Genomic DNA, 19,824 nt, shown 5'->3' on the forward strand with positions numbered 1-19,824 from the left:
GGCGGAAGGCGGCTGCGGCCCGGTCGGGCCGTCCGCTCCCCGCCACCGACTGCTCGGGACACCCTCGGGGCTCAGCCCAGCGGCCGCACCGGCAGGGTCGCGAAGCCGTGCGCGATGGCCGAGGGCACCTGGGCCAGGTCCTCGGGCGGAACGGCCAACGCCAGATCCGGGAAGCGGTCGAAGAGCGCGGGCAGCGCGATACGCGCCTCCATCCGAGCCAGCGGCGCACCCAGGCAGAAGTGCACTCCGTGGCCGAACGCCAGATGCTCGCCGCCGGACCGCAGGACGTCGAACTCAGCAGCGGTCCCGCCGTACTTGACGGGGTCACGATTGGCCGAGGCGATGGTGGACACGATCGCGTCACCCTGCCGGATGGTGGTCCCGTCCGGCAGCTCGATCTCCTCGACCGCGAAGCGCAGCGGGAGATTGGCGATACTGGGCGCCCAGCGCAGGGTCTCCTCGATCACATCGTCCCAGGACGCCTTGGCCTCCCGCACCAGGTGGAGTTGCTCGGGATGGGTGAGCAGTGCGTGGACGGCGTTGCCGATCAGGTTGACGGTGGTCTCGTGCCCGGCTCCGATCATCAGCAGCAGGGTGTCCAGCAGTTCCTTCTCGGAGAGTGCGCTGCCCTCCTCGTCCCGCGCCGAGACCAGCACGCTGGTCAGGTCCTCACCCGGCTCGGCACGCTTGGCCTCGCTCAGCGCGGTGCAGGCGGCCTGCATGTCCACCGCCGTCTGCCCGGCCTGCTCGGCCGACAGTGTGGTGTCCATGATCAGGTCCATCAGCCGCTTCATCTCGGGCCGCTGCTCCTCGGGAACCCCGAACAGCTCGCAGATGACGTTCATCGGCAGCGGATGCGCGTAGGCCGAACGCAGATCCAGCGGCTCGCCGCCCGGCCCGTCCCGCCGCGCCCGGACTTCCATGGCGTCCAGCAGCTCGGTGGTGATCCGCTCCACCCGGGGCAGCATGGCAGCCGTCCGGCGTGCGGTGAACGCGGGCGCGACCAGTTTCCGGAGCCGCTTGTGGTCCTCCCCGTAGGAGCACAGCATGTTCTCCCGGTCGAGCCAGGTCAGCAGCCAGGTGTCGCGGAACTCGCCCCGCTGCCAGGGAGGCCAGTGCTGACGGGGGTCCTTGGAGACCCGAGGATCCCGCAGCAGCTGCTTGAGCACCTCGAACTCGCTGATGTACCAGGCGTGCACCCCGGCGGGCAGCTCGACCAGCGCGGCGGATCCCAGCCCGCGTATGTGTGCGGCCTCACCGTGGATGTCCCGCCCCAGCGGATCTATCCGGACTGTCTGCTGCTGTGCTTCCACGGCTTTCCTCCTGCGGTGTCGGGACTGACGGGGCTGAACCGCGCGGGCAGCGAGACGAGTCCGCGCTGGAACGGGCCCGGCCGCCAGGCCAGCTGGTCGTAGGGCACCGTCAGCTCGATGTCCGACAGCCAGGCGGTGAGCCGCTCGATGGCCGTCGTGGCGATGAGGAGTGCGGGCTGCTGCGCGGGGCAGGCGTGCGGGCCCGCGGCCCAGGCCAGGTGCGCGCCGCCGCCGGATCCGGCGGCGCCCGTGCTCTCGCCCGGCGCGGACCGTCCGCTCTGCGTGGAGGCCGCCGCGTAGGAGACCAGCACGAGCTGGCCCGCCCGCAGCCACACCCCGTGGAAGTACACGTCCCGGCGCGGGTAGTGCGCCGAGTAGTTGGCCATCGGCGGCTCGTTGCGCAGCACGTCGTGCAGCGCGTCGCGAGCCGTGAGCGCACCACCGGAGAGGTTGCCGTAGTAGCGGTCGTCGACCAGCATCCGGCTGAGCGCGTTGCCGATCAGGTTGGAGAGCGGCTCGTAACTGGCGCCCAGCGTCAGCACGATCTGGTGGACGATCTCCTCGGCACTCAGCATGGCGGGGTGCTGCATGAACCAGGACGTCAGATCCTGGCCGGGCTCCCGCTGCTTGAGCTGCGTCAGTTCGGTGACGTAGCGGGTGTAGGCGGCATCGGCGGCCGCCGCCTCCTCGGGCGTCTTGCCGTCGAACATCCCCATGATGCCCTGGATCAGCAGCTCGCTCTCCTCGTCGGGCAGACCGAAGGCCCGGTTGAAGTAGAGCAGCGGCAGCACCCGGGCGAACTGGCCGATCAGGTCTGCCTGACCGTCCGCGGCGAAGCTCGCGATCAGGGAGTCGGCGACCTCCTGGACGTTCTTCCGCATCTCGTGCGGTTCCTGCCGCCCGAAGCTGTCGGCGATGACCTTCCGGTAGCGGGCATGCGTCTCACCGTCGGTGAACAGCGCGTTGGGCCGGCCGCGCAGCATCGGCATCACGGCCGAGTCCTCCGGCACGCTGTTCAGCCAGATGCTGGAGTCCTTCGACCAGGTGGCCGGGTCGTGCAGCAGGTCGAGCGCGGCCCGGTAGTCGATCACCAGCATGGCGCCCACCCCGGGGGCGATCTCCACGGGGGCGAGGGCGCCGTACTTGCGCAGCCGGTCGTAGACGGCGTACGGATCCGCCGCGAACTCCTCCCCGTACAGCGGGGTGACCTCGTGGTTGGGCCGGGAGAGCGGCGGCGGCATCTGGCCGGAGGGCTGGTTCCCCGGTGGGACGGTGCTCAAGAAGGCTCCTGGGACGGCTGCGGCTGGCTCTGCTGTTGCTGGTCGAGGGCTTCCAGGACGTGGCTGACGAGCGCGATCAGCGCGTCCGCCGACTGGCTCCGGTCGCGCGCGTCGCACACCACCAGAGGGGTCTCCGGGTGCAGGTCGAGATGGTCCCGCAGGGTCTCGGCCTGGTGCTGCGGGGAGTCGGGGAAGGAGTTGACGGCCACCGCGTACCGCAGCCCCGCCTCCTCGATCATGTCCATCACCTCGAAGGAGTCGGCGAGGCGACGGGTGTCGGCGAGCACCAGGGCACCCAGCGCGCCGCGGGCGATGTCCTGCCACAGCGGGCGGAACCGGCGCTGCCCCGGAGTGCCGAACATGTACAGCACCAGATCACCGGGCAGGGTCAGCCGCCCGAAGTCGATGGCGACCGTGGTGGTGGTCTTGTCCCGCACCCCGGCCAGGTCGTCGACCAGCGCGCCGGTGCGGGTCATCACCTCCTCGGTGTGCAGCGGCTGCGTCTCGGAAAGTGAGCGGATGAAGGTGGTCTTTCCCACCCCGAACGGCCCCGCGACCAGCAGCTTCACCAGCGTCTGCGGCTTGTCGTCCAGGTATATGGAGCCTGCCGGCGACGCGGAGCCCGACGGGGTCTCCGGACTAGGAGGACTTGAGAGTGCGGAGTCCATTGAGAACTTTCTCCAGAATCTGCCGCTCCGGCAGTTCGGCGTCGGGAATCGGAGCGCGGGCCATCAGCCGGCCCGCGTCCACCAGGTCGGCCACCAGGACCTTGACCACACTGACCGGGAGCCGCAGATGCGCGGAGGCCTCGGCGAGCGACAGCGCACCGCCGCGCAGCAGCTCCAGCAGCCGGATCTCCTCCGGGCGGAGCCCGGAGACCGTCGCGGGATCCGCCGCACCGTGCAGCACGGTGAGGCGGTCGAGGGTGTTGCGGCTGGGCCGGGCTCGTCCGGTCGTCGCCAGATACGCAGGCACCAGGCGCCTGCCGTCACGGGGCGGCGGAGTCATAGGGTCGTGTCGTTCCTCGCCGGGCTGCTCATGGTCTTCGCACCCAGCGACGCGACCTGTACCTGCATCTGGTGAGTGACCACGCCCATGTTCACGTCGGGGCCGGCGAAGACGGCCAGCGTGGTGTTCTCACCCGCGGGGATGGCGAAGACCCAGCCGTGGTCGGACTCCACCACGGTCTGGCGCAGCCGCGCCTCGAACGACCCGGCGAACGCCGCCGTCGTCGTCCGGGCCGCGCCTTGGAGCGCGGAGAGCATCGCGGCCACACCCTCCGCGGCGTCCCGCTCCAGGTGCGGCGAGCGTCCCTCGATGAGGCCGTCGCCGGAGATGACGGCCGCGTGGATGACGTGCGGCAGCTCCAGCAACGGGCCCAGCACCCATGAGGTGTCGTCCCGGAGTGCCCTGCGTGCGGGGATTGTCATTCCTGCGGATTCCCTTCAGCGGAACGGGGATCGGCGTAGTGGTCGTCGGCGACCGCGAAGCCGTGATGGGGGGACGGTGCTGCGGACGCCGGGTTCGCGCCACCCGCCTCGGTGCCCTCGTCGACCGCCGCGCGTCCCGAGTTGGTGCCGCGCTGGAAGGCCGCCCAGCGCTCCGCACTCTGCTCCGGCGACGCCTGCGGCTGCTGCGGGGCCTGCGGCGGCTGCGCGTGCCGCCCGGTCGACTGCGGCACTTCCTCGGCCGGCACCTGGCCCGAGGCACCCGGCGCGGCCCCCAGGGTGGCGTCGGGCACCGGCCGGCGGCGCCTGCGGCGCGGCAGGTCCTCGTCGGACGGCGGGGCCTGCTGAGCGGCGTCCGGCCCGGGCTGCGCGTACGCCGAGGCGGTGGTGCCTGCCGTGGGTTCGCCCTGGGGCGGACGCTGCGGCACCGCGTGCCCCGGCAGCGCGGAGGGGACCGGCGGGGCGGCGCTCGCGTTGCTGCGCGGCACCGGGGCCATGGGGGACATCGGCTGCTCCTCCTCGTCGAGCAGCGTCAGCAGCGGATCGCCGGGGATGTGGATGATGGCGCGTACACCGCCGTACGGGGACGGCTCCACGGACGCCGTGAAGCCGTACTGCCGGGCGAGCTGCCCCACCGCGGCGAAACCGGTCTTGGGCGGGTCGCCCAGCTCGGTCAGGAGCGTGGTCTCCTGGCCCGACATCATGCGCTGGGCACGTTCCATCTCCTCGGCGTGCATGCCGACACCGGCATCATCGATGATCACCGAGGCCCCGCGGTTGCCCTGCTGAATCGTCACTGCAACGGGGAGCTCGGGGTGCGAGTAGTGGAGCGCGTTGGCGAGCAGCTCGGTGAGGACCACGGCGCCGGGCTCCACGGCCCGCGCCACCACGCCCACCGGGTCCCGCAGCTGGTTGGTGACCTGGACGCGCTCGTAGCCGCTGAGCCGCGACATCGCACCGACGACGATGTCGCCCAGGTGCGAGTTCTGCCGGGTCAGCCCGGGCCAGGCCCCGCAGACGATCGCGGTGGACTGGATGCGGCGCAGCGCCTGCTCGTTGAGGAAGTCGGCGGCCAGCAGGTCCTCGGCCACGAACGGATCGTCGTAGCGCTCCTGCATCGTCTGCAGCCGCGTCTGCAGCTGGTAGAGCAGCGCCTGGATGGTCGTCGTCGCACCCCGCATGGAGGCCTGCGCCGCGCCGTCCACGCGCAGCCGCTCCTTGGTGACCGCGTTGCTGACCTGCTCCAGGACCCCGGTCAGCGAACGGTCCAGCTCGGTGCCCTGGAAGCCTTGGTCGAGCAGGCCGCGTACGGGGACGTTGGGGTGGGCGAGCGCGGCGGTCAGGTCCGGGACGCGGGCGGTCGCAAGGTGCCGGACCTCCGCCTCGGTCGCCTGCGCCCGTCCGGCGAGGGCCGCCTGCTGGCGCAGCGCGTCCTGCAGATCCTTCTCGGCGGTGGCGGAGCGCTGCCGCAGCCGCTTCGCCTCCCGAGCCGAACGCGCCAGCAGGAGGGCGAGTGCCACGGCCGCCGCCGTTCCCACGGACAGGATGACGGTCAGCGCCACCGGTATCTCGGTCATCGGCGTCCTTGAGCGATTGGATTGTCGTGCGGGCCGGCCAGTTCGCGGACTGCTCGCGAACTGATCAGTGAACAGCAGTCGTGCCATGTTCCCTCAGTGGCGCAGCGCGCGCAGCCAGATGCGGAATCAGTACTCCTGATTACCGAGCGCAAACGCGCCACGCGGCGCTGAGGCTAGCACCCCTGAGCGATTCTCAGGCACCTGGTCCGTCGTGTGGATTCCTGGACCCTGTAGCGCAGACCCTTGTCTGACGTACCGTCAAGTCACACGATGGTCCGGTGCTGACTTTCCCTCCCGGGCGGACGGCCTTCGGCATCCAGCTACCGGTCCAGTCGCAGAGCACCCTCTACGCCGAGCCCTGGGAGGCCGCCGCCGGCCCCGCCGAACTGGAGGCCGTCGCCCGCGCCGCGGACCGGCACGGATACGCCTACATCGGCTGCTGCGACCACGTGGCCGTGCCCCGCAGGCTGGCCGGCGCCATGAGCACCGTCTGGTACGACCCGGTGGCCACCCTCGCCTTCCTGGCCGCCGCCACCGAACGCGTCGCCCTGCTCAGCCACGTCGCCGTCGTCGGACTGCGTCACCCCCTCGCCGTCGCCAAGCAGTACGCCACTGTCGACCGCCTCTCCGCCGGGCGGCTCGTCCTCGGCGTGGGCGCCGGACATGTGCGCGAGGAGTTCGCGGCGCTCGGCGTCGACTTCGCCGCGCGCGGTGCGCTGCTGGACGAGTCCGTCGACGCGCTGAAGGCGGCTCTGGGCGAGGAGGAGTTCCCCTCCTTCGCGGGCAGCCACTACGCCTTCGCCGACCTGGGCCAGCAGCCGCGCCCCGTGCAGCGCCCGCGGCCGCCCCTGTGGGTGGGAGGCTCCTCGCCCCGCGCCGTGCGCCGCGCCGCGCTGCGCGGAGACGGCTGGCTCCCGCAGGGCGACCCGCGCGAGGCGCTGCCGCCCAAGATCGACCGCATCCGCCGGCTCCGCTCGGATGCCGGGCTGGCCGGGGAGCCCTTCACCGTCGGCGCCCTCGCCGAGCCCCTCTACGTCGGCCGCCCCGCCTGGGATGTGGGCCGCCGCACCCACCACGGTGCGCCCGACGCCGTCGCCGAAGCGCTCCGCCCCTACCTCGCCATGGGCGTCACCCAGCTCCAGCTGCGCTTCCGCAGCCGGTCCGCCGAGGAGCTGCTCGACCAACTGGCCCTCTTCGCCCAGGACGTCGCCCCGCTCCTGGGCGAGCGCTAGGTCCCGTCCGCGCGGTCCCGTGTGCCGGTGTGCGCGGGTGCCCGTGCCCGTGCCTGTTTGCCTGTGCGCCCGTCTGTCCGCCGGTGCCCCGCGAGTGTGCTCGCGGCGTCGGCGGGGCCGGCGGGCGGAATCGCGAACGGGCGTCGCGGCGCCGACACCCGGGACACGCAGGACGTGGAAATTTGCTCCTTCGCGTGTGGAACGTCAGCGCCGGTGAATGCGACAGTGCGCAGAATTCCACCAGGAAGACTTCGCAAGTCCTCCCGCTGTCGGTGATCGGCTCTTCACCTTCTCTTCACGTGCGCGGCGCCCCTTCCCTGTCCGGCTGCAGGCCCTCCGTCGTATTGACGGCCCCGCGGCCCGGTGCCAGAGTCGGCCCCAGTGAGATCTGACGCTCCGTCAGAAAATCCGCAGCACCGCCCAAGGAGATGACACCGTGGAGTTCGGGCTCTTTGTTCAGGGATACGTGCCCGCCGCGCGGGCCCAGGCCGAGCCGCAGGCCGAGCACCGGGCACTGGTCGAGGAGACCGAGTACGTCATCCAGGCGGACGCCTCCGGCTTCAAGTACGCCTGGGCCTCCGAGCACCACTTCCTGGAGGAGTACAGCCACCTGTCCGCCAACGACGTCTTCCTCGGCTACCTCGCGCACGCCACCGACCGCATCCACCTGGGCTCGGGCATCTTCAACCCGCTCCCGCAGGTCAACCACCCGGTGAAGGTCGCCGAGCGGGTCGCCATGCTCGACCACCTCTCCGGCGGGCGCTTCGAGTTCGGCTCCGGCCGCGGCGCCGGCTCGCACGAGATCCTGGGGTTCCTGCCGGGCGTCACCGACATGAACCACACCAAGGAGATCTGGGAGGAGACGATCGCCGAGTTCCCCAGGATGTGGCTCCAGGACGAGTACCAGGGGTTTCAGGGGAAGCACTGGTCGTTGCCCCCACGCAAGATCCTCCCCAAGCCGTACGGGGGTTCACACCCCGCGATGTGGTACGCGGCCGGGTCGCCGCCGTCGTATGCGATGGCCGCGAAGAAGGGGCTGGGAGTGCTGGGCTTCAGCGTCCAGAAGGTCTCCGACATGGAGTGGGTGCTGGAGTCCTACAAGGGCGCGGTCGAGGACGCGCGGCCCGTCGGGGACTTCGTCAACGACAACGTCATGGTCACCTCCACCGCGATCTGCGCGGAGACCACCGAGAAGGCAAGGCGGATCGCCGTCGAGGGCGGGCTCAACTACCTCCAGTCGCTGCTCTTCCGCTACCACGACACCTTCCCCCGCCCCCAGGGCATCCCGCAGTGGCCCGAACTGATCCCGGAATACACCGAGGAGGTCGTCGACCTGCTCATCGCCGAGGAACTGATGATCTGCGGCAACCCCGAAGAGGTGCTCCGCCAGTGCAAGCGCTGGGAGCAGGCGGGAGCCGACCAGCTCTCCTTCGGGCTCCCCATCGGCATCCCGTACGAGGACACCATGAACACCATCAAGCTCATCGGCGAGCACGTCATCCCGCACATCGACACCGACCCGGTGCACCGCACCACCCGCTTCCGCGACGCGGCCCGCAACGGCTGACCCCGACCGCCGCCCCGGCCCGCCGCCCCGGCACCGCCCGCCGCCCCGGCACCGCCCGGCGCCACGTGCGGCGGTGCCGGCGCAGGACGACCGAAGGAGGACCCCGCAGCATGCTCGACCACCTCATCACGGGCGCCACCGTCGTCGACGGCACCGGGGCGCCCGCCCACCGGGCCGACGTCGCCCTCCGGGACGGCCGGATCGCCCACGTCGCCGAACCCGGCACGCTCCGCGAGGAGGCCCGCAGCAGCCAGGACGCCACCGGACTCGTGCTCGCGCCCGGATTCGTGGACCCGCACACCCACTACGACGCGCAGCTGTTCTGGGACCCCTACGCCACGCCCTCCATGAACCACGGCGTCACCACCGTCGTCGGCGGCAACTGCGGCTTCACCCTGGCCCCGCTCCACCCCGAACGCCCCCAGGACGCCGACTACACCCGGCGGATGATGGCCAAGGTGGAAGGCATGTCACTGGTCGCGCTGGAGGAGGGAGCGCCCTGGGACTGGCACTCCTTCGACGACTACCTGACCGCGCTGGAAGGGCGGACCGCGGTCAACGCCGGTTTCATGGCGGGCCACTGCGCACTCCGCCGGTACGTCATGGGGCAGGAAGCCGTCGGCGGGCAGCCCGACGCGGACCAGACCGACAGGATGGTGCGGCTCCTGCACGAGGCGATGGAAGCGGGCGCCTGGGGCCTGTCCACCACGCGCTCCAACACCCACTCCGACGGCGACGGCAACCCGGTGGCCTCCCGGCACGCCGCACCGGCGGAGCTGCTGGCGCTCTCCCGCGCCGTCGGCGAGCACGAGGGCACCCAGATCGAGGCCATCGTCACCGGCTGCCTCGACCAGTTCTCCGACGCGGAGATCGACCTGTTCACCCGGATGTCGGCCGCCGCCGGACGGCCACTGAACTGGAACGTGCTCACCATCGACGCCGCCGTCCCGGACCGGGTGCCGCGCCAACTGGCCGCCGCCGAGCAGGCCCGCCGGGAAGGCGGCCGCGTCGTCGCGCTCACCATGCCCATCCTCACCCCGATGAACATGTCACTGGGCAGCTTCTGCGCGCTCAACCTGATCCCCGGCTGGGGCGACATCCTCGGGCTGCCGCTGCCCGAACGCCTCACGCGGCTGCGCGACCCCGGCGTCCGCGCGGAGCTGCTGCGCCACGCGGACAGCGAGGAAGCGGGCGTCTTCCGCCGCCTGGCCCGCTTCGACCGGTACATCGTCGGCGACACCTACGCCTCCGCGAACGGAGGGCTGACCGGCCGCGTCGTGGGCGACATCGCCGCCGAGCGGGGCCAGGACCCCTTCGCCTGCCTGGTGGACATCTGCGCCGAGGACGACCTGCGCACGGTGCTGTGGCCGATGCCCACCGACAACGACCCGGCGAGCTGGGAGCTGCGCAGGCGGACCTGGGAGCACCCGGACGTCCTGCTCGGCGGCTCGGACGCGGGCGCCCACCTGGACCGCATGTGCGGAGCGCCCTACACCACACGCTTTCTGGGCGACTGCCTGCGCGGCCGGAAGCTGGTCGGGCTGGAGCGCGCCGTGCGGATGCTCACCGACGAACCGGCCCGGCTGTTCGGACTGCGCGACCGCGGCCGGGTCCGCGAGGGCTGCCATGCCGACCTGGTGCTCTTCGACCCGGAGCGGATCGACGCGGGCCAGGCGACCCTCGTGCACGACCTGCCCGGCGACAGTCCGCGGCTGGACTCCCGGGCCACCGGAGTCGTCGGAGTCTGGGTCAACGGAGTCGAGACCGTCCGCGACGACCGGGTGACCGGCGCCGTCCCCGGCAGGATCCTGCGCTCCGGCCGCGACACGGAGACCGTCGGCACCCGCTAGCGCACTCCACCGGGCCGGCCGGGCACCCGGCGCCAGCACCACGTCCGCCGGCGCCGCCCGGCGGCAGCGGGCTGGGGGAGGCCGTCCCGGCCCTCCGGGACGGCTGGCGGGCCGCCGGGCGCACCGGCGGCCCCGCGGTCGTGCCCGGCTACGTCCTCCCCTCCCCGGGAAAGCTGCGCCACTACCGGGACCCGGGCGCCGAGGAGGTGCTGCCGCACCTGCCCTCCGGCTCCGAGACAGAGGTGCTGCGCACCCTGGACGACCACGCGCGGTACCTGTGACCGGTGCGGCGGGCCGGCGTCCGGTCCGGGGCGCGCGGGGCGTGGCCCCGGTGCCCCCGCGTCGGAACACCGCCGGAGTCCGCAGGTCACCCCGCTCCCGGCCGTCCGCGCCGCGGGCTACGCTCGGAGGATGACCTCACACGGACAGACGCCGACGGCCAACGCGATGCGGCGGGCCCTGAAGCGGGCGCGGGACGGGGTCGCGCTCGACGGGACGGAAGCCGCGGTGCTCCTCCAGGCGCGGGGCGACGACCTCGCCGACCTCACCGCGTCGGCGGCCCGGGTGCGGGACGCGGGCCTGGCGGCGGCCGGCCGGCCCGGTGTCATCACGTACTCCAAGAGCGTCTTCCTGCCCCTCACCAGGCTGTGCCGCGACAAGTGCCACTACTGCACCTTCGTCACCGTGCCCGGCAAGCTGCGCCGCGAGGGGCACGGGATGTACATGTCGATGGACGAGGTCCTCGACATCGCCCGCCGCGGCGCCGAACTGGGCTGCAAGGAAGCGCTGATCACCCTCGGGGACAAGCCCGAGGACCGCTGGCCCGAGGCCCGGGCCTGGCTGGAGGCCGAGGGGTACGACGACACCCTCGCCTACGTCCGTGCGGTCTCCATCCGCATCCTGGAGGAGACCGGCCTGCTGCCGCACCTCAACCCCGGGGTGCTGTCCTGGACCGACTTCCAGCGGCTCAAGCCCGTCGCGCCCTCCATGGGCATGATGCTGGAGACCACCGCCGAACGGCTGTGGAGCGAACCGGGAGCGCCGCACTTCGGCTCGCCCGACAAGGAGCCGGCGGTGCGCCTGCGGGTGCTGGAGGACGCCGGCCGCTCGAACGTCCCCTTCACCAGCGGACTGCTCATCGGCATCGGCGAGACGTACGAGGAGCGCGCCGATTCGCTGTTCGCGCTGCGCCGGGTGCAGCGGGCCTACCACGGTGTCCAGGAGCTGATCATCCAGAACTTCCGCGCCAAGCCGGACACCGCGATGCGCGGCATGCCGGACGCGGAGCTGGACGACCTGGTCGCCACCGTCGCCGTGGCGCGGCTGCTGCTGGGCCCCTCCGGCTGCCTCCAGGCCCCGCCCAACCTGGTGGACGCCGAGTACGCGCGGCTGATCGACGCGGGCATCGACGACTGGGGCGGCGTCTCCCCGCTCACCCCCGACCACGTCAACCCCGAGCGCCCCTGGCCGCACATCGACGAGCTGGCGGAGCACAGCCGCACGGCCGGGTTCGAGCTGCGCGAGCGGCTGGCCGTCTACCCCGAGTTCGTCCGGCGCGGCGAGCCGTGGCTGGACCCGCGGGTGCTGCCGCACGTACAGGCGCTGGCCGACCCGGAGACGGGGCTGGCACGCGCCGGGGTACGCCCCCAGGGGCTGCCCTGGCAGGAGCCGGACGAGGGCTTCACCCCGATGGGCCGCACCGATCTGCACCGCAGCATCGACACCGAGGGCCGCACCGGCGACCGCCGGGACGACTTCGACGAGGTCTACGGCGACTGGGAGGAGCTGCGCGAGCGCGCGGCGCCCGGGATGGTGCCCGAGCGGGTCGACGCGGATGTGCGCGAGGCGCTCGGCCAGGCCGCCGAGGACCCCACGCGGCTCACCGACGAGCAGGCCCTCGCCCTGCTGCACGCCGACGGACCGGCGCTGGACGCGCTCTGCCGCACGGCGGACGACGTGCGCCGCGACGCGGTCGGCGACGACGTGACGTACGTGGTCACCCGCAACATCAACTTCACCAACGTCTGCTACACGGGCTGCCGCTTCTGCGCGTTCGCGCAGCGCCGCACCGACGCCGACGCCTTCACCCTGTCGCTGGAGCAGGTCGCCGACCGCGCCCAGCAGGCGTGGGACGTGGGCGCGGTCGAGGTGTGCATGCAGGGCGGCATCCACCCGGACCTGCCCGGCACCGCCTACTTCGACATCGTCCGCGCGGTCAAGGAGCGCGTCCCGGGCATCCACGTGCACGCCTTCTCCCCGATGGAGGTGGTCAACGGCGCCTCCCGCACCGGTATGTCCGTCCGCGAGTGGCTGACGGCCGCCAAGGAGGCCGGACTGGACTCCATCCCGGGCACGGCCGCGGAGATCCTGGACGACGAGGTCCGCTGGATCCTCACCAAGGGCAAGCTGCCCACCGCGACCTGGCTCGACGTCGTCACCACGGCGCACGAGGTGGGCCTGGGCTCCACGTCCACGATGATGTACGGGCACGTGGACCAGCCCCGGCACTGGCTGGGCCATCTGCGGCTGCTGGCCCGCACCCAGCAGTCCGCGCGGGAGAAGGGGCTGGCCGGATTCAGCGAGTTCGTGACGCTGCCCTTCATCCACACCAACGCGCCCGTCTACCTCGCCGGTATCGCCCGCCCCGGCCCCACGGACCGGGAGAACCGCTCCGTCACCGCCATGGCCCGGCTGCTGCTGCACCCGTGGATCCCCAACATCCAGACGAGCTGGGTCAAACTCGGCACCGAGGGCGCCGCCGAGATGCTCCGCTCCGGCGCCAACGACCTGGGCGGCACCCTCATGGAGGAGACCATCTCCCGGATGGCGGGCTCCTCCTACGGCTCCTACCGGTCCATCAAGGACCTGGTCGCCATCGCGGACGCAGCGGGCCGCCCGGCGCGTCCGCGCACCACCGGCTACGGCGAGGTCCCGGCCGAACGCGTCGCGGCCGCACACGCCTCGGACGGGCGGCTGCCGGAGCTGCTGCCGCTGGTGTGACGCCGCGCCGTCCGGTCCCCGTCCCGGAAACCCGGGCCGCACCGGACGGCTCCCGCGGCCCTCCTCCGTCCGGCCCGTTCCTTGACTAGAGTGCGGGGGCCACGAACGGAGGAGGGGCAGCGGATCGTGACAGGCGCGGGCGGCGGGGACGGTGGCGTGACGGCCATATGGGGCCGGTCCGAGCAGCAGGACTTCCGCAGCCGGGTGCGCGGCTGCCTGCTGGGCGGAGCGCTGGGCGATGCGCTCGGCGCCGGGGTCGAGTTCGACTCGCTGGCCGCCATCCGCGGGAAGTGCGGCCAGGAGGGCGTCACCGACTATGTGCCCGCGTACGGGCGCAGAGGAGCGGTCACCGACGACACCCAGATGACGCTGTTCACCGTCGACGGCCTCATCCGCGCCCATGTGCGCCGGGACACCGGAGCGTGGCACCCGCCGACCGACGTGCACGCCGCCTACCGCCGCTGGGCCGCCACCCAGCGCGACTGGGGCCCGGACGAACGCCGCGCGGACGACGGCTGGCTCGCCCGCGAGGAGTGGCTCTACGCCCGCAGGGCACCGGGCAACGCCTGCCTCAGTGGGCTGGCGGACGCTCGCATGGGCACCCTGGAGCAGCCGAAGAACCCGCAGTCCAAGGGCTGCGGCACGGTCATGCGCTCGGCGCCGTTCGGGCTGCTGGTGGGCTGGGAGCCGGGGCTGGTCTTCCAACTCGCGGTGGAGTGCGCCGCGCAGACGCACGGGCACCCCACCGGTTGCCTGGCCGCCGGGGCCTTCGCCGCGATCGTCCACACCCTCGCGAGGGGCGAGGACCTGGACACCGCCGTCCAGCGCGCTCTGGTGCAGCTGGCGGCCCGGCCGGGGCATCAGGAGACGACCGACGCGCTCAAGCGCGCACTGGGCGCCGTTCGCCAGGGCATGCCCTCGCCGGAGCGGGTGGCGGCGCTGGGGGAGGGCTGGACGGCCGAGGAGGCGCTGTCCATCGGGGTCTACTGCGCGCTGGTCGCCGAGGATGTCCGGCACGGTCTGCTGCTGGCCGTCAACCACGGCGGGGACAGCGACTCCACCGGTTCCGTCTGCGGGAACCTGCTGGGCGCCATGCATGGAGAAACGTCACTTCCGCCCGGCTGGGTGGCCGAGATCGAAGGCCGCGCGACGATCCTGGAGCTGGCCGACGACTTCGCCATGGAGATGACGCAGGGCCCCGCGCTGCACGAGCCCGGCTCCGCGTCCCCGGGGTGGCTGGCCCGCTACCCGCGCGCGTGACCCGGTCGGCCGCGCGTAGCCCGGTCGGCCACGCGTAGCCCAGTCGGCCGGAGTCCGCCGGACGCCTGTCGGCCCAGCCCGCCGGACGCGGCCGCGCTCCGGCACCCTCCCCGCGAGCAGCCCGGGCCGCCCCGCGGGGACGGCCGGGCGGGCCGGCTTCCGGTGCACGGGCGGGCGCACGGTCCGGCCGGAGTCACCCGTCGATCGGCACCGCATGGCCGCTGACCCGCACCCGTGCGTCGTCCGGTGCGATGCGGACGGTCAGATCGCTCGGCCGCCCCATGTCCTCGCCCTGCCGCACGGCGACCTCACCCGAGGCGGGCAGCAGCCCGAGGGCGCGCAGATAGCCTCCGAAGGCGGCCGCCGCGGCGCCGGTCGCCGGGTCCTCGACGACCCCGCCGACGGGGAACGGGTCCCGGGCGTGGAAGCGTTCGTCGCTCTCCCGCCAGACCAGGTGCACCGTCGTCCAGCCGTGCTGCCGCATGATGTCGGCGAGCGCGTCGAAGTCGTAGTCCAGATCGGCCAGCCGGGCCCGGGAGGCGGCGGCCAGCACCAGGTGTTCGTTGCCGCCGAAGGCCACGTGCGCGGGCAGCGCCGGATCCAGGTCGGCCCGGCCCCAGCCCAGCGCCGTGAGCGTGGCGTCCACCTCGGCGTCCCGTGCGGGACGCGACCTGGTGGGGACGCTGGTGAGGGCCGCCCGCACGGCACCGCGGTCGTCGGCCGCGGTCGCCACCCGGATCTCGCCCGCGGGCGTCTCGAAGACCAGCTCACCGGGGCCGAGCAGCCCGGCGAGGGCCACCGAGACGGCGACGGTGGCGTGCCCGCAGAAGGCGACCTCGGCGAGCGGACTGAAGTAGCGCAGCGTGAATCGGCGCTGCCCGTCGTCGCGGGCGGTGACGAACGCCGTCTCGGAGTACCCGACCTCGGCGGCGATCGCCAGCATCTGCCGTGCGTCGAGATGCGCGGCGTCGAGGACGACCCCGGCCGGGTTCCCGCCGTCGGGGTCGGAGGTGAACGCCGAGTAGCGGAGAACATCCGTAGCGGCTGTGGCTGCGGGGGTCGAGGAGGTTTCTGAGGTGGAGGAGGACGTGGAAGCTGCCGAGGAAGTCATGCCTGAACTTTTGCACCCGCGCGGCATTATTACCAACGATAGTTATGCATGAGTGCGATCGAATCTCTCGATGGCATTGCTAGGGTCCGGGCATGGACACCCGGCTGCTGGAAACCTTCGCCGCACTCGCCAGAACCGAGAGCTTCACCGGTGCCGCCGCCGAACTGCGGCTCGCCCAGTCCACGGTCACGGTGCAGATCAGATCCCTGGAGAAGATGCTGGGCACCCGGCTCTTCGACCGGCTCGCACGGGGAGCACTGCTCACCGACGCGGGGCGGCGGCTGCTCGCCCACGCCGAAGAGGTCCTGGAGGCCGAGTCCCGGCTGCTGGCGGCCGCCACCGAGGACGGGCCGGTCAGCGGCACCGTGGTGGTCGGCGCCGGCGAGACGCTGTGCTCGGCCCACCTGCCCGCGGTGATCGTCGCGCTGCGCCGCCGCCACCCGCAGGTGGAAGTGCACCTGGAGCCGCACGGGACCGCGGACGCCGTGGCGGCGCTGCGCGCGGGCAGACTGGACTGCGCCCTGCTGCTGGAAGACGTGGTGGACCAGACCGGCGTCACCACCGAACGCGTCGCCGAACAGCCCCTGGTCCTGCTCTGTGCACCCGACCATCCGCTGGCCGACCGCGAACGGGCCGCGACCTGGCAGGAGCTGGCACGGGAGAGCTTCTTCCTGCACGAGCAGGGCTGCTCCTACAGCGACCAACTGGCCGCGCGCCTCCAGGCGGTCGCCGGCACCCCGCCGCGGCTGACCCGGTTCGGCAGCATCGAAGCCGCACGCTCCTGTGTGGCGGCCGGGCTCGGACTCACCGTCCTGCCGCGCGCCAACGTCGCCGCGGCGCTGCGCGACGGCCGCCTCGCCGAGGTGCCCGGCCCCTCCCTCCCGCACATCTCCGTCCACCTCGCCCGCCCCCGGCGCCGTCGGCCCTCCCGCGCGGCGCACGCCGTCGCCACCCAGCTCGTGCGGCACTTCCAGGGCGAGCGGGCGGACCCGGTCGTCGGCTCTGAGACACCGGGCGGGGTCACCGCATGAGTTCGCCGCGTTCACCGGCAGACCCTGCCCGGTGAGCCCGCGGGCCCGTGCCGGGGCGAGGACGACCGCCACGTCGGCCACCGGCCACTCCCACCGGTGCCCGGCGCCGGTGCCGTATGTGCTGCAGCCCGCGGGGTTCGGTGCCCGGCTGGCCCTGCTCCGGTTCTCCGGGGGACCCGCGCGAACGCTGGGAGGCATGTTTCGCGGATCTGGACGAAGCCGCCGCGAACGCGGGGCCGGGGAGAGCGGAGTTGGTCGCGTCCCTCGTCGGAGCGCGGAGTTGGTCGCGCCCCTCGTCCTGGCCATCCCGGGGGCGGCCACCCCGCGCACCGGCTGCGCTGAGCAGGCGCCGCGTCGGCGGTGCCGAGCCCCCTCGGCCGGGACGGCGGGCCAGTCGAGAGGGCTCCGGTGCCACGGGTACGGCACGGTCCAGCGCGGGGCGGACCTGCCGCCGGCGCTGTACGGACTGCTGCTGCCGGCTCAGGCCCGGCCGGTCGCGGAGCCCCCGGAGCCGACGCGGGCCACGAACGCGTCCCACGCCTCCGGCAGGAAGCTGAGCGCGGGTCCCTGCGGCTCCTTGGAATCCCGTACCGCCACCGTGCGCACGGACGGCGACTTCACCTCCACGCAGGCCCCGTTGCCGGTGGAGTAGCTGGACTTGGTCCAGGCATGGGTGGTTCCTTGCTGAATCGGCATGTCTGCTCCGGTTCTTCCGGGTTGTTCCTGACGTGCGAACGACATTACGCGGCGATTCGGGCGCGCGACGTTGTCGTTCACTCAACCGGATGGCATATTCCAAGCAGCTCTTCACATCGCGGTGCGCTGCGGTGTAGCCTCCCCGCTTTTTCCTGCACTTCCTCCCGGCACATGCCGGACGGCCCGGCAGCTCCAGCCGCCGGGCCGTCCACTCCGCGAAACGGTGCTCCTGGTTCCTCCCCGCGTGGGCGGGGCTCGCGCCCGGTGCTCAGCCCCGCGCGTACTCCTTGGCCACGTCCTCGATGAACTCGCGCGTCTGGTCCGGGTTCAGCGCCTGCGCCCGCAGGTGCTCGTACATGACGCTGTAGTTCTGCACGTCGTTCGCCTTCTCCAGGTAGAGGTCACTGGTGACGCCCTCCAGGTAGATGACGGTCGAGTCCGACGCCTCCGGGAACTCCAGAATGGCGTACTGCCCGTTCACCCCCGGATGCGCGCCCATCGAGAACGGCATGACCTGGAGCGTCACATGGGGCTGCTGCGACATCTCGTTGAGGTACTCGAGCTGTTCGGCCATCGTGTGCCTGCCGCCCACCTCCCGGCGCAGCACCGACTCGTCCAGCACCGCCCACAGCCGCAGCGGGGTACGGTCCTCCCGGATGCGCTCCTGGCGGCGCATCCGGACCTGCACCCGGCGCTCGATGTCCGCCGCACCGGCCTCCGGCAGGGCACCGGCGACCACCGCCTCCGCGTACGGCCGCGTCTGCAGCAGCCCCGGTACCACCTGGGGCTCGTAGACGCGCAGCGAGGCGGCGTCCGTCTCCAGCCCGATGTAGACGCTGTAGGGGATGTCTCCGAACGCGTGCCACCAGCCCTGCTGGCGCGACTCCTTGGCCATCTGCATCAGCGAGTCGACTATGCGCCGGTCCTCGACCTCGTAGACGCCGCACAGATCGCGCACGTCCCGCTGGCTGATGCTGCGGCGGCCGTTCTCCAGTCTGCTGATCTTCGACTGGGAGACCAGCAGCCGGTCCGCGACCTCCTCGGCCGTCATGCCCCGCTGCTCGCGCAGACGGCGCAGTTCCTGGCCGAGTCGGCGACGCCGGACTGTGGGGTTGACGTTCGACGCCACGGGACCGCACCTCCGTGTAAGTACGACTACTCCAGCAGATTGCCACCAACATGTGCGCTCGCGCTGGAAAATGACAACAGAGAGTGCGGATTCGAGTACAGCGGTAGGCGCATGCGGGGACGAAAACGCATGCGCGGGGACGCGGATCCGGTCGTCGCCGTGAGACGGCCGGACCGCGAGCCCGCGCATGCGTCCTGGTACCCGCACCGCTCCGAGGGCGTACCGACGGCCGGCGCGGCGGCCCGCGGCCTGCCGCGGGCGTCGGATGTGCCCCGCAGGCGCGCGGCGCCCGCCGCTCCTGTGCGGTGCCGTGCGTGCTCGTGGTGCTCTGCGTGCTCCGGAGGGTGCCCTGCCTCCGGCTGGTGCCGTGCCTCCGGCCCGCACGGGACGGTCCGGACAGCGGCGAACGTCAGCGTGCTCCCGCTCGGACCATGCCGCCCGCCATGTGCCGGGACTGCTCCGGCAGATGCCGGGCCGGACCCGCGGTGGACGCCGTCGCCCGCGCGGCCGGGCGCCCCGGCGGGGGACCGCTCGCCGCGCTCGCCTGAGCTCGCCGCGGCTGCGCCCCGGCGCCGTTCTGGACGTCCATCACCGCGTGCGCGACGAGGCCGCCCATCGGGTCGTGCCTGATGAGGTCCCGCAGCCGGGATCGGCAGGACCGTCCCTCGTTGCCGGGGTAGAGGTGCTTGCCGAGTCCGACCGCGTGGGCCAGCGCGGCGAGCGCCGCTGTCCGTGGGTCCGGTGGGACCCCGGTGCGGATCGCGGTGTCGAGCCGGGCCCTGATCTCCCGGCTGATGGCTGTCTCCGTCGCCTGGTAGCGCGTCGTCGGCAGCACTCCGCACATCTGGCCGGAAACGGCGTGCACCATGCCACACCGTTCCAGATGTGTGAGATAGGTTTGGCGCAGCCCCAACCGGGGCCCGCCGATCCAGTGGACCGCGCGCACCGGGCTGCCGCGCCTGCGCAGCAGTTCCAGCGCCGAGTCCAGCGTCGGATCTCCGGTCGGCCGTGGCAGCACCACGGCGATACGATCCCCATCAGGGGCTATCCGTCCGGCCAGAGCCAGCTCCACTAGCTGCGCTCCGGCCAGGCCGAGGTCGAGCGACTGCGGCTGCGCCGTGGTACCCGTGGCCGGGTCCAGGGCGAGCAGCAGCAACTCCTCGGGAATTGTTCTGCGGCTCCTGCCCATCCATGCCTCCCCGCGTGGATGAATGACAGGGTGACCCCTCTCACAATGGTCTGTCGAGAGTGCGCGGACCTTATGGGAGGGAACCAGTAGGTATGTCGTTCTCGTCTGCTGCAGGGGGAGGCCTCGGAGGCCGCCCTCCGG

17 protein-coding genes are annotated in these 19,824 nt (G+C 72.6%); 7 read left to right on the top strand and 10 right to left on the bottom strand.

Annotated elements, in window-relative coordinates; genetic code table 11:
• Window positions 1–71: 71 nt before the first annotated feature.
• From ACFYNS_RS15425 to ACFYNS_RS15450, 6 genes are read right to left on the bottom strand one after another with little or no spacing between them, the layout of a single operon-like run.
• Entirely contained in the window at window positions 72–1,313 is a 1,242-nt protein-coding gene (locus ACFYNS_RS15425; protein ID WP_388603194.1) for a cytochrome P450, read from the bottom strand.
• Window positions 1,283–2,593 carry a cytochrome P450 gene (locus ACFYNS_RS15430; protein WP_360294531.1) on the bottom strand — a complete coding sequence of 437 codons (1,311 nt, stop codon included), beginning with the start codon at window positions 2,591–2,593 and terminating at the stop codon, window positions 1,283–1,285. Before ACFYNS_RS15430 ends, ACFYNS_RS15425 begins: the two co-directional genes overlap by 31 nt.
• Complete coding sequence (locus ACFYNS_RS15435; protein ID WP_388603196.1) at window positions 2,590–3,261, bottom strand: ATP/GTP-binding protein; 672 nt, start codon at window positions 3,259–3,261, stop codon at window positions 2,590–2,592. The genes ACFYNS_RS15430 and ACFYNS_RS15435 overlap by 4 nt, the downstream gene beginning before the upstream one ends.
• Window positions 3,233–3,601 carry a DUF742 domain-containing protein gene (locus ACFYNS_RS15440; RefSeq protein WP_360294528.1) on the bottom strand — a complete coding sequence of 123 codons (369 nt, stop codon included), beginning with the start codon at window positions 3,599–3,601 and terminating at the stop codon, window positions 3,233–3,235. The genes ACFYNS_RS15435 and ACFYNS_RS15440 overlap by 29 nt, the downstream gene beginning before the upstream one ends.
• Entirely contained in the window at window positions 3,598–4,023 is a 426-nt protein-coding gene (locus ACFYNS_RS15445) for a roadblock/LC7 domain-containing protein (protein ID WP_360294526.1), read from the bottom strand. The genes ACFYNS_RS15440 and ACFYNS_RS15445 overlap by 4 nt, the downstream gene beginning before the upstream one ends.
• Complete coding sequence (locus tag ACFYNS_RS15450) at window positions 4,020–5,618, bottom strand: ATP-binding protein (RefSeq protein WP_360294523.1); 1,599 nt, start codon at window positions 5,616–5,618, stop codon at window positions 4,020–4,022. The genes ACFYNS_RS15445 and ACFYNS_RS15450 overlap by 4 nt, the downstream gene beginning before the upstream one ends.
• 278 nt (window positions 5,619–5,896) lie before the next feature.
• Between ACFYNS_RS15450 and ACFYNS_RS15455 the strand changes: the two genes are divergently transcribed.
• The 6 genes from ACFYNS_RS15455 to ACFYNS_RS15480 all read left to right on the top strand — a co-directional run bounded on the left by ACFYNS_RS15455 (window position 5,897) and on the right by ACFYNS_RS15480 (window position 14,527).
• On the top strand, window positions 5,897–6,850 hold the full coding sequence (locus ACFYNS_RS15455) for a TIGR03619 family F420-dependent LLM class oxidoreductase (protein WP_360294520.1): 954 nt from the start codon (window positions 5,897–5,899) through the stop codon (window positions 6,848–6,850).
• Window positions 6,851–7,286: 436 nt separating this feature from the next.
• Window positions 7,287–8,417, top strand: coding sequence for an LLM class flavin-dependent oxidoreductase (locus ACFYNS_RS15460; RefSeq protein WP_360294517.1), 1,131 nt, complete (start codon window positions 7,287–7,289; stop codon window positions 8,415–8,417).
• Window positions 8,418–8,527: 110 nt separating this feature from the next.
• Entirely contained in the window at window positions 8,528–10,267 is a 1,740-nt protein-coding gene (locus ACFYNS_RS15465) for an amidohydrolase family protein (RefSeq protein ID WP_360294514.1), read from the top strand.
• Between the two features lie 140 nt (window positions 10,268–10,407).
• Window positions 10,408–10,548: a hypothetical protein gene (locus ACFYNS_RS15470; RefSeq protein ID WP_388603200.1), complete on the top strand. Its 141-nt coding sequence runs from the start codon at window positions 10,408–10,410 to the stop codon at window positions 10,546–10,548.
• Between the two features lie 130 nt (window positions 10,549–10,678).
• Window positions 10,679–13,267 carry a bifunctional FO biosynthesis protein CofGH gene (locus ACFYNS_RS15475; RefSeq protein WP_388603203.1) on the top strand — a complete coding sequence of 863 codons (2,589 nt, stop codon included), beginning with the start codon at window positions 10,679–10,681 and terminating at the stop codon, window positions 13,265–13,267.
• A 126-nt stretch (window positions 13,268–13,393) separates the two neighbouring features.
• Window positions 13,394–14,527 carry an ADP-ribosylglycohydrolase family protein gene (locus ACFYNS_RS15480; RefSeq protein WP_360294505.1) on the top strand — a complete coding sequence of 378 codons (1,134 nt, stop codon included), beginning with the start codon at window positions 13,394–13,396 and terminating at the stop codon, window positions 14,525–14,527.
• A gap of 193 nt (window positions 14,528–14,720) precedes the next feature.
• Here ACFYNS_RS15480 and ACFYNS_RS15485 read toward each other — a convergent pair whose 3' ends face one another.
• The gene (locus ACFYNS_RS15485) at window positions 14,721–15,638 is read right to left on the bottom strand and encodes a PhzF family phenazine biosynthesis isomerase (protein ID WP_360294502.1); all 918 of its coding nucleotides are present in this window, start codon (window positions 15,636–15,638) and stop codon (window positions 14,721–14,723) included.
• A 92-nt stretch (window positions 15,639–15,730) separates the two neighbouring features.
• Here ACFYNS_RS15485 and ACFYNS_RS15490 point away from each other — a divergent pair, with 92 nt between their 5' ends.
• The gene (locus ACFYNS_RS15490; RefSeq protein ID WP_360294499.1) at window positions 15,731–16,669 is read left to right on the top strand and encodes a LysR family transcriptional regulator; all 939 of its coding nucleotides are present in this window, start codon (window positions 15,731–15,733) and stop codon (window positions 16,667–16,669) included.
• A 480-nt stretch (window positions 16,670–17,149) separates the two neighbouring features.
• Here ACFYNS_RS15490 and ACFYNS_RS15495 read toward each other — a convergent pair whose 3' ends face one another.
• The 3 genes from ACFYNS_RS15495 to ACFYNS_RS15505 form a co-directional block, all read right to left on the bottom strand.
• Entirely contained in the window at window positions 17,150–17,365 is a 216-nt protein-coding gene (locus ACFYNS_RS15495) for a DUF397 domain-containing protein (protein ID WP_360294497.1), read from the bottom strand.
• Window positions 17,366–17,633: 268 nt separating this feature from the next.
• Window positions 17,634–18,494: a helix-turn-helix transcriptional regulator gene (locus tag ACFYNS_RS15500; protein WP_360294494.1), complete on the bottom strand. Its 861-nt coding sequence runs from the start codon at window positions 18,492–18,494 to the stop codon at window positions 17,634–17,636.
• 409 nt (window positions 18,495–18,903) lie between these two features.
• On the bottom strand, window positions 18,904–19,683 hold the full coding sequence (locus ACFYNS_RS15505) for a GPP34 family phosphoprotein (RefSeq protein ID WP_360294492.1): 780 nt from the start codon (window positions 19,681–19,683) through the stop codon (window positions 18,904–18,906).
• Between the last annotated feature and the right edge of the window lie 141 nt (window positions 19,684–19,824).

This window comes from Streptomyces sp. NPDC006925 (assembly GCF_042869575.1).
Lineage (GTDB): Bacteria > Actinomycetota > Actinomycetes > Streptomycetales > Streptomycetaceae > Streptomyces.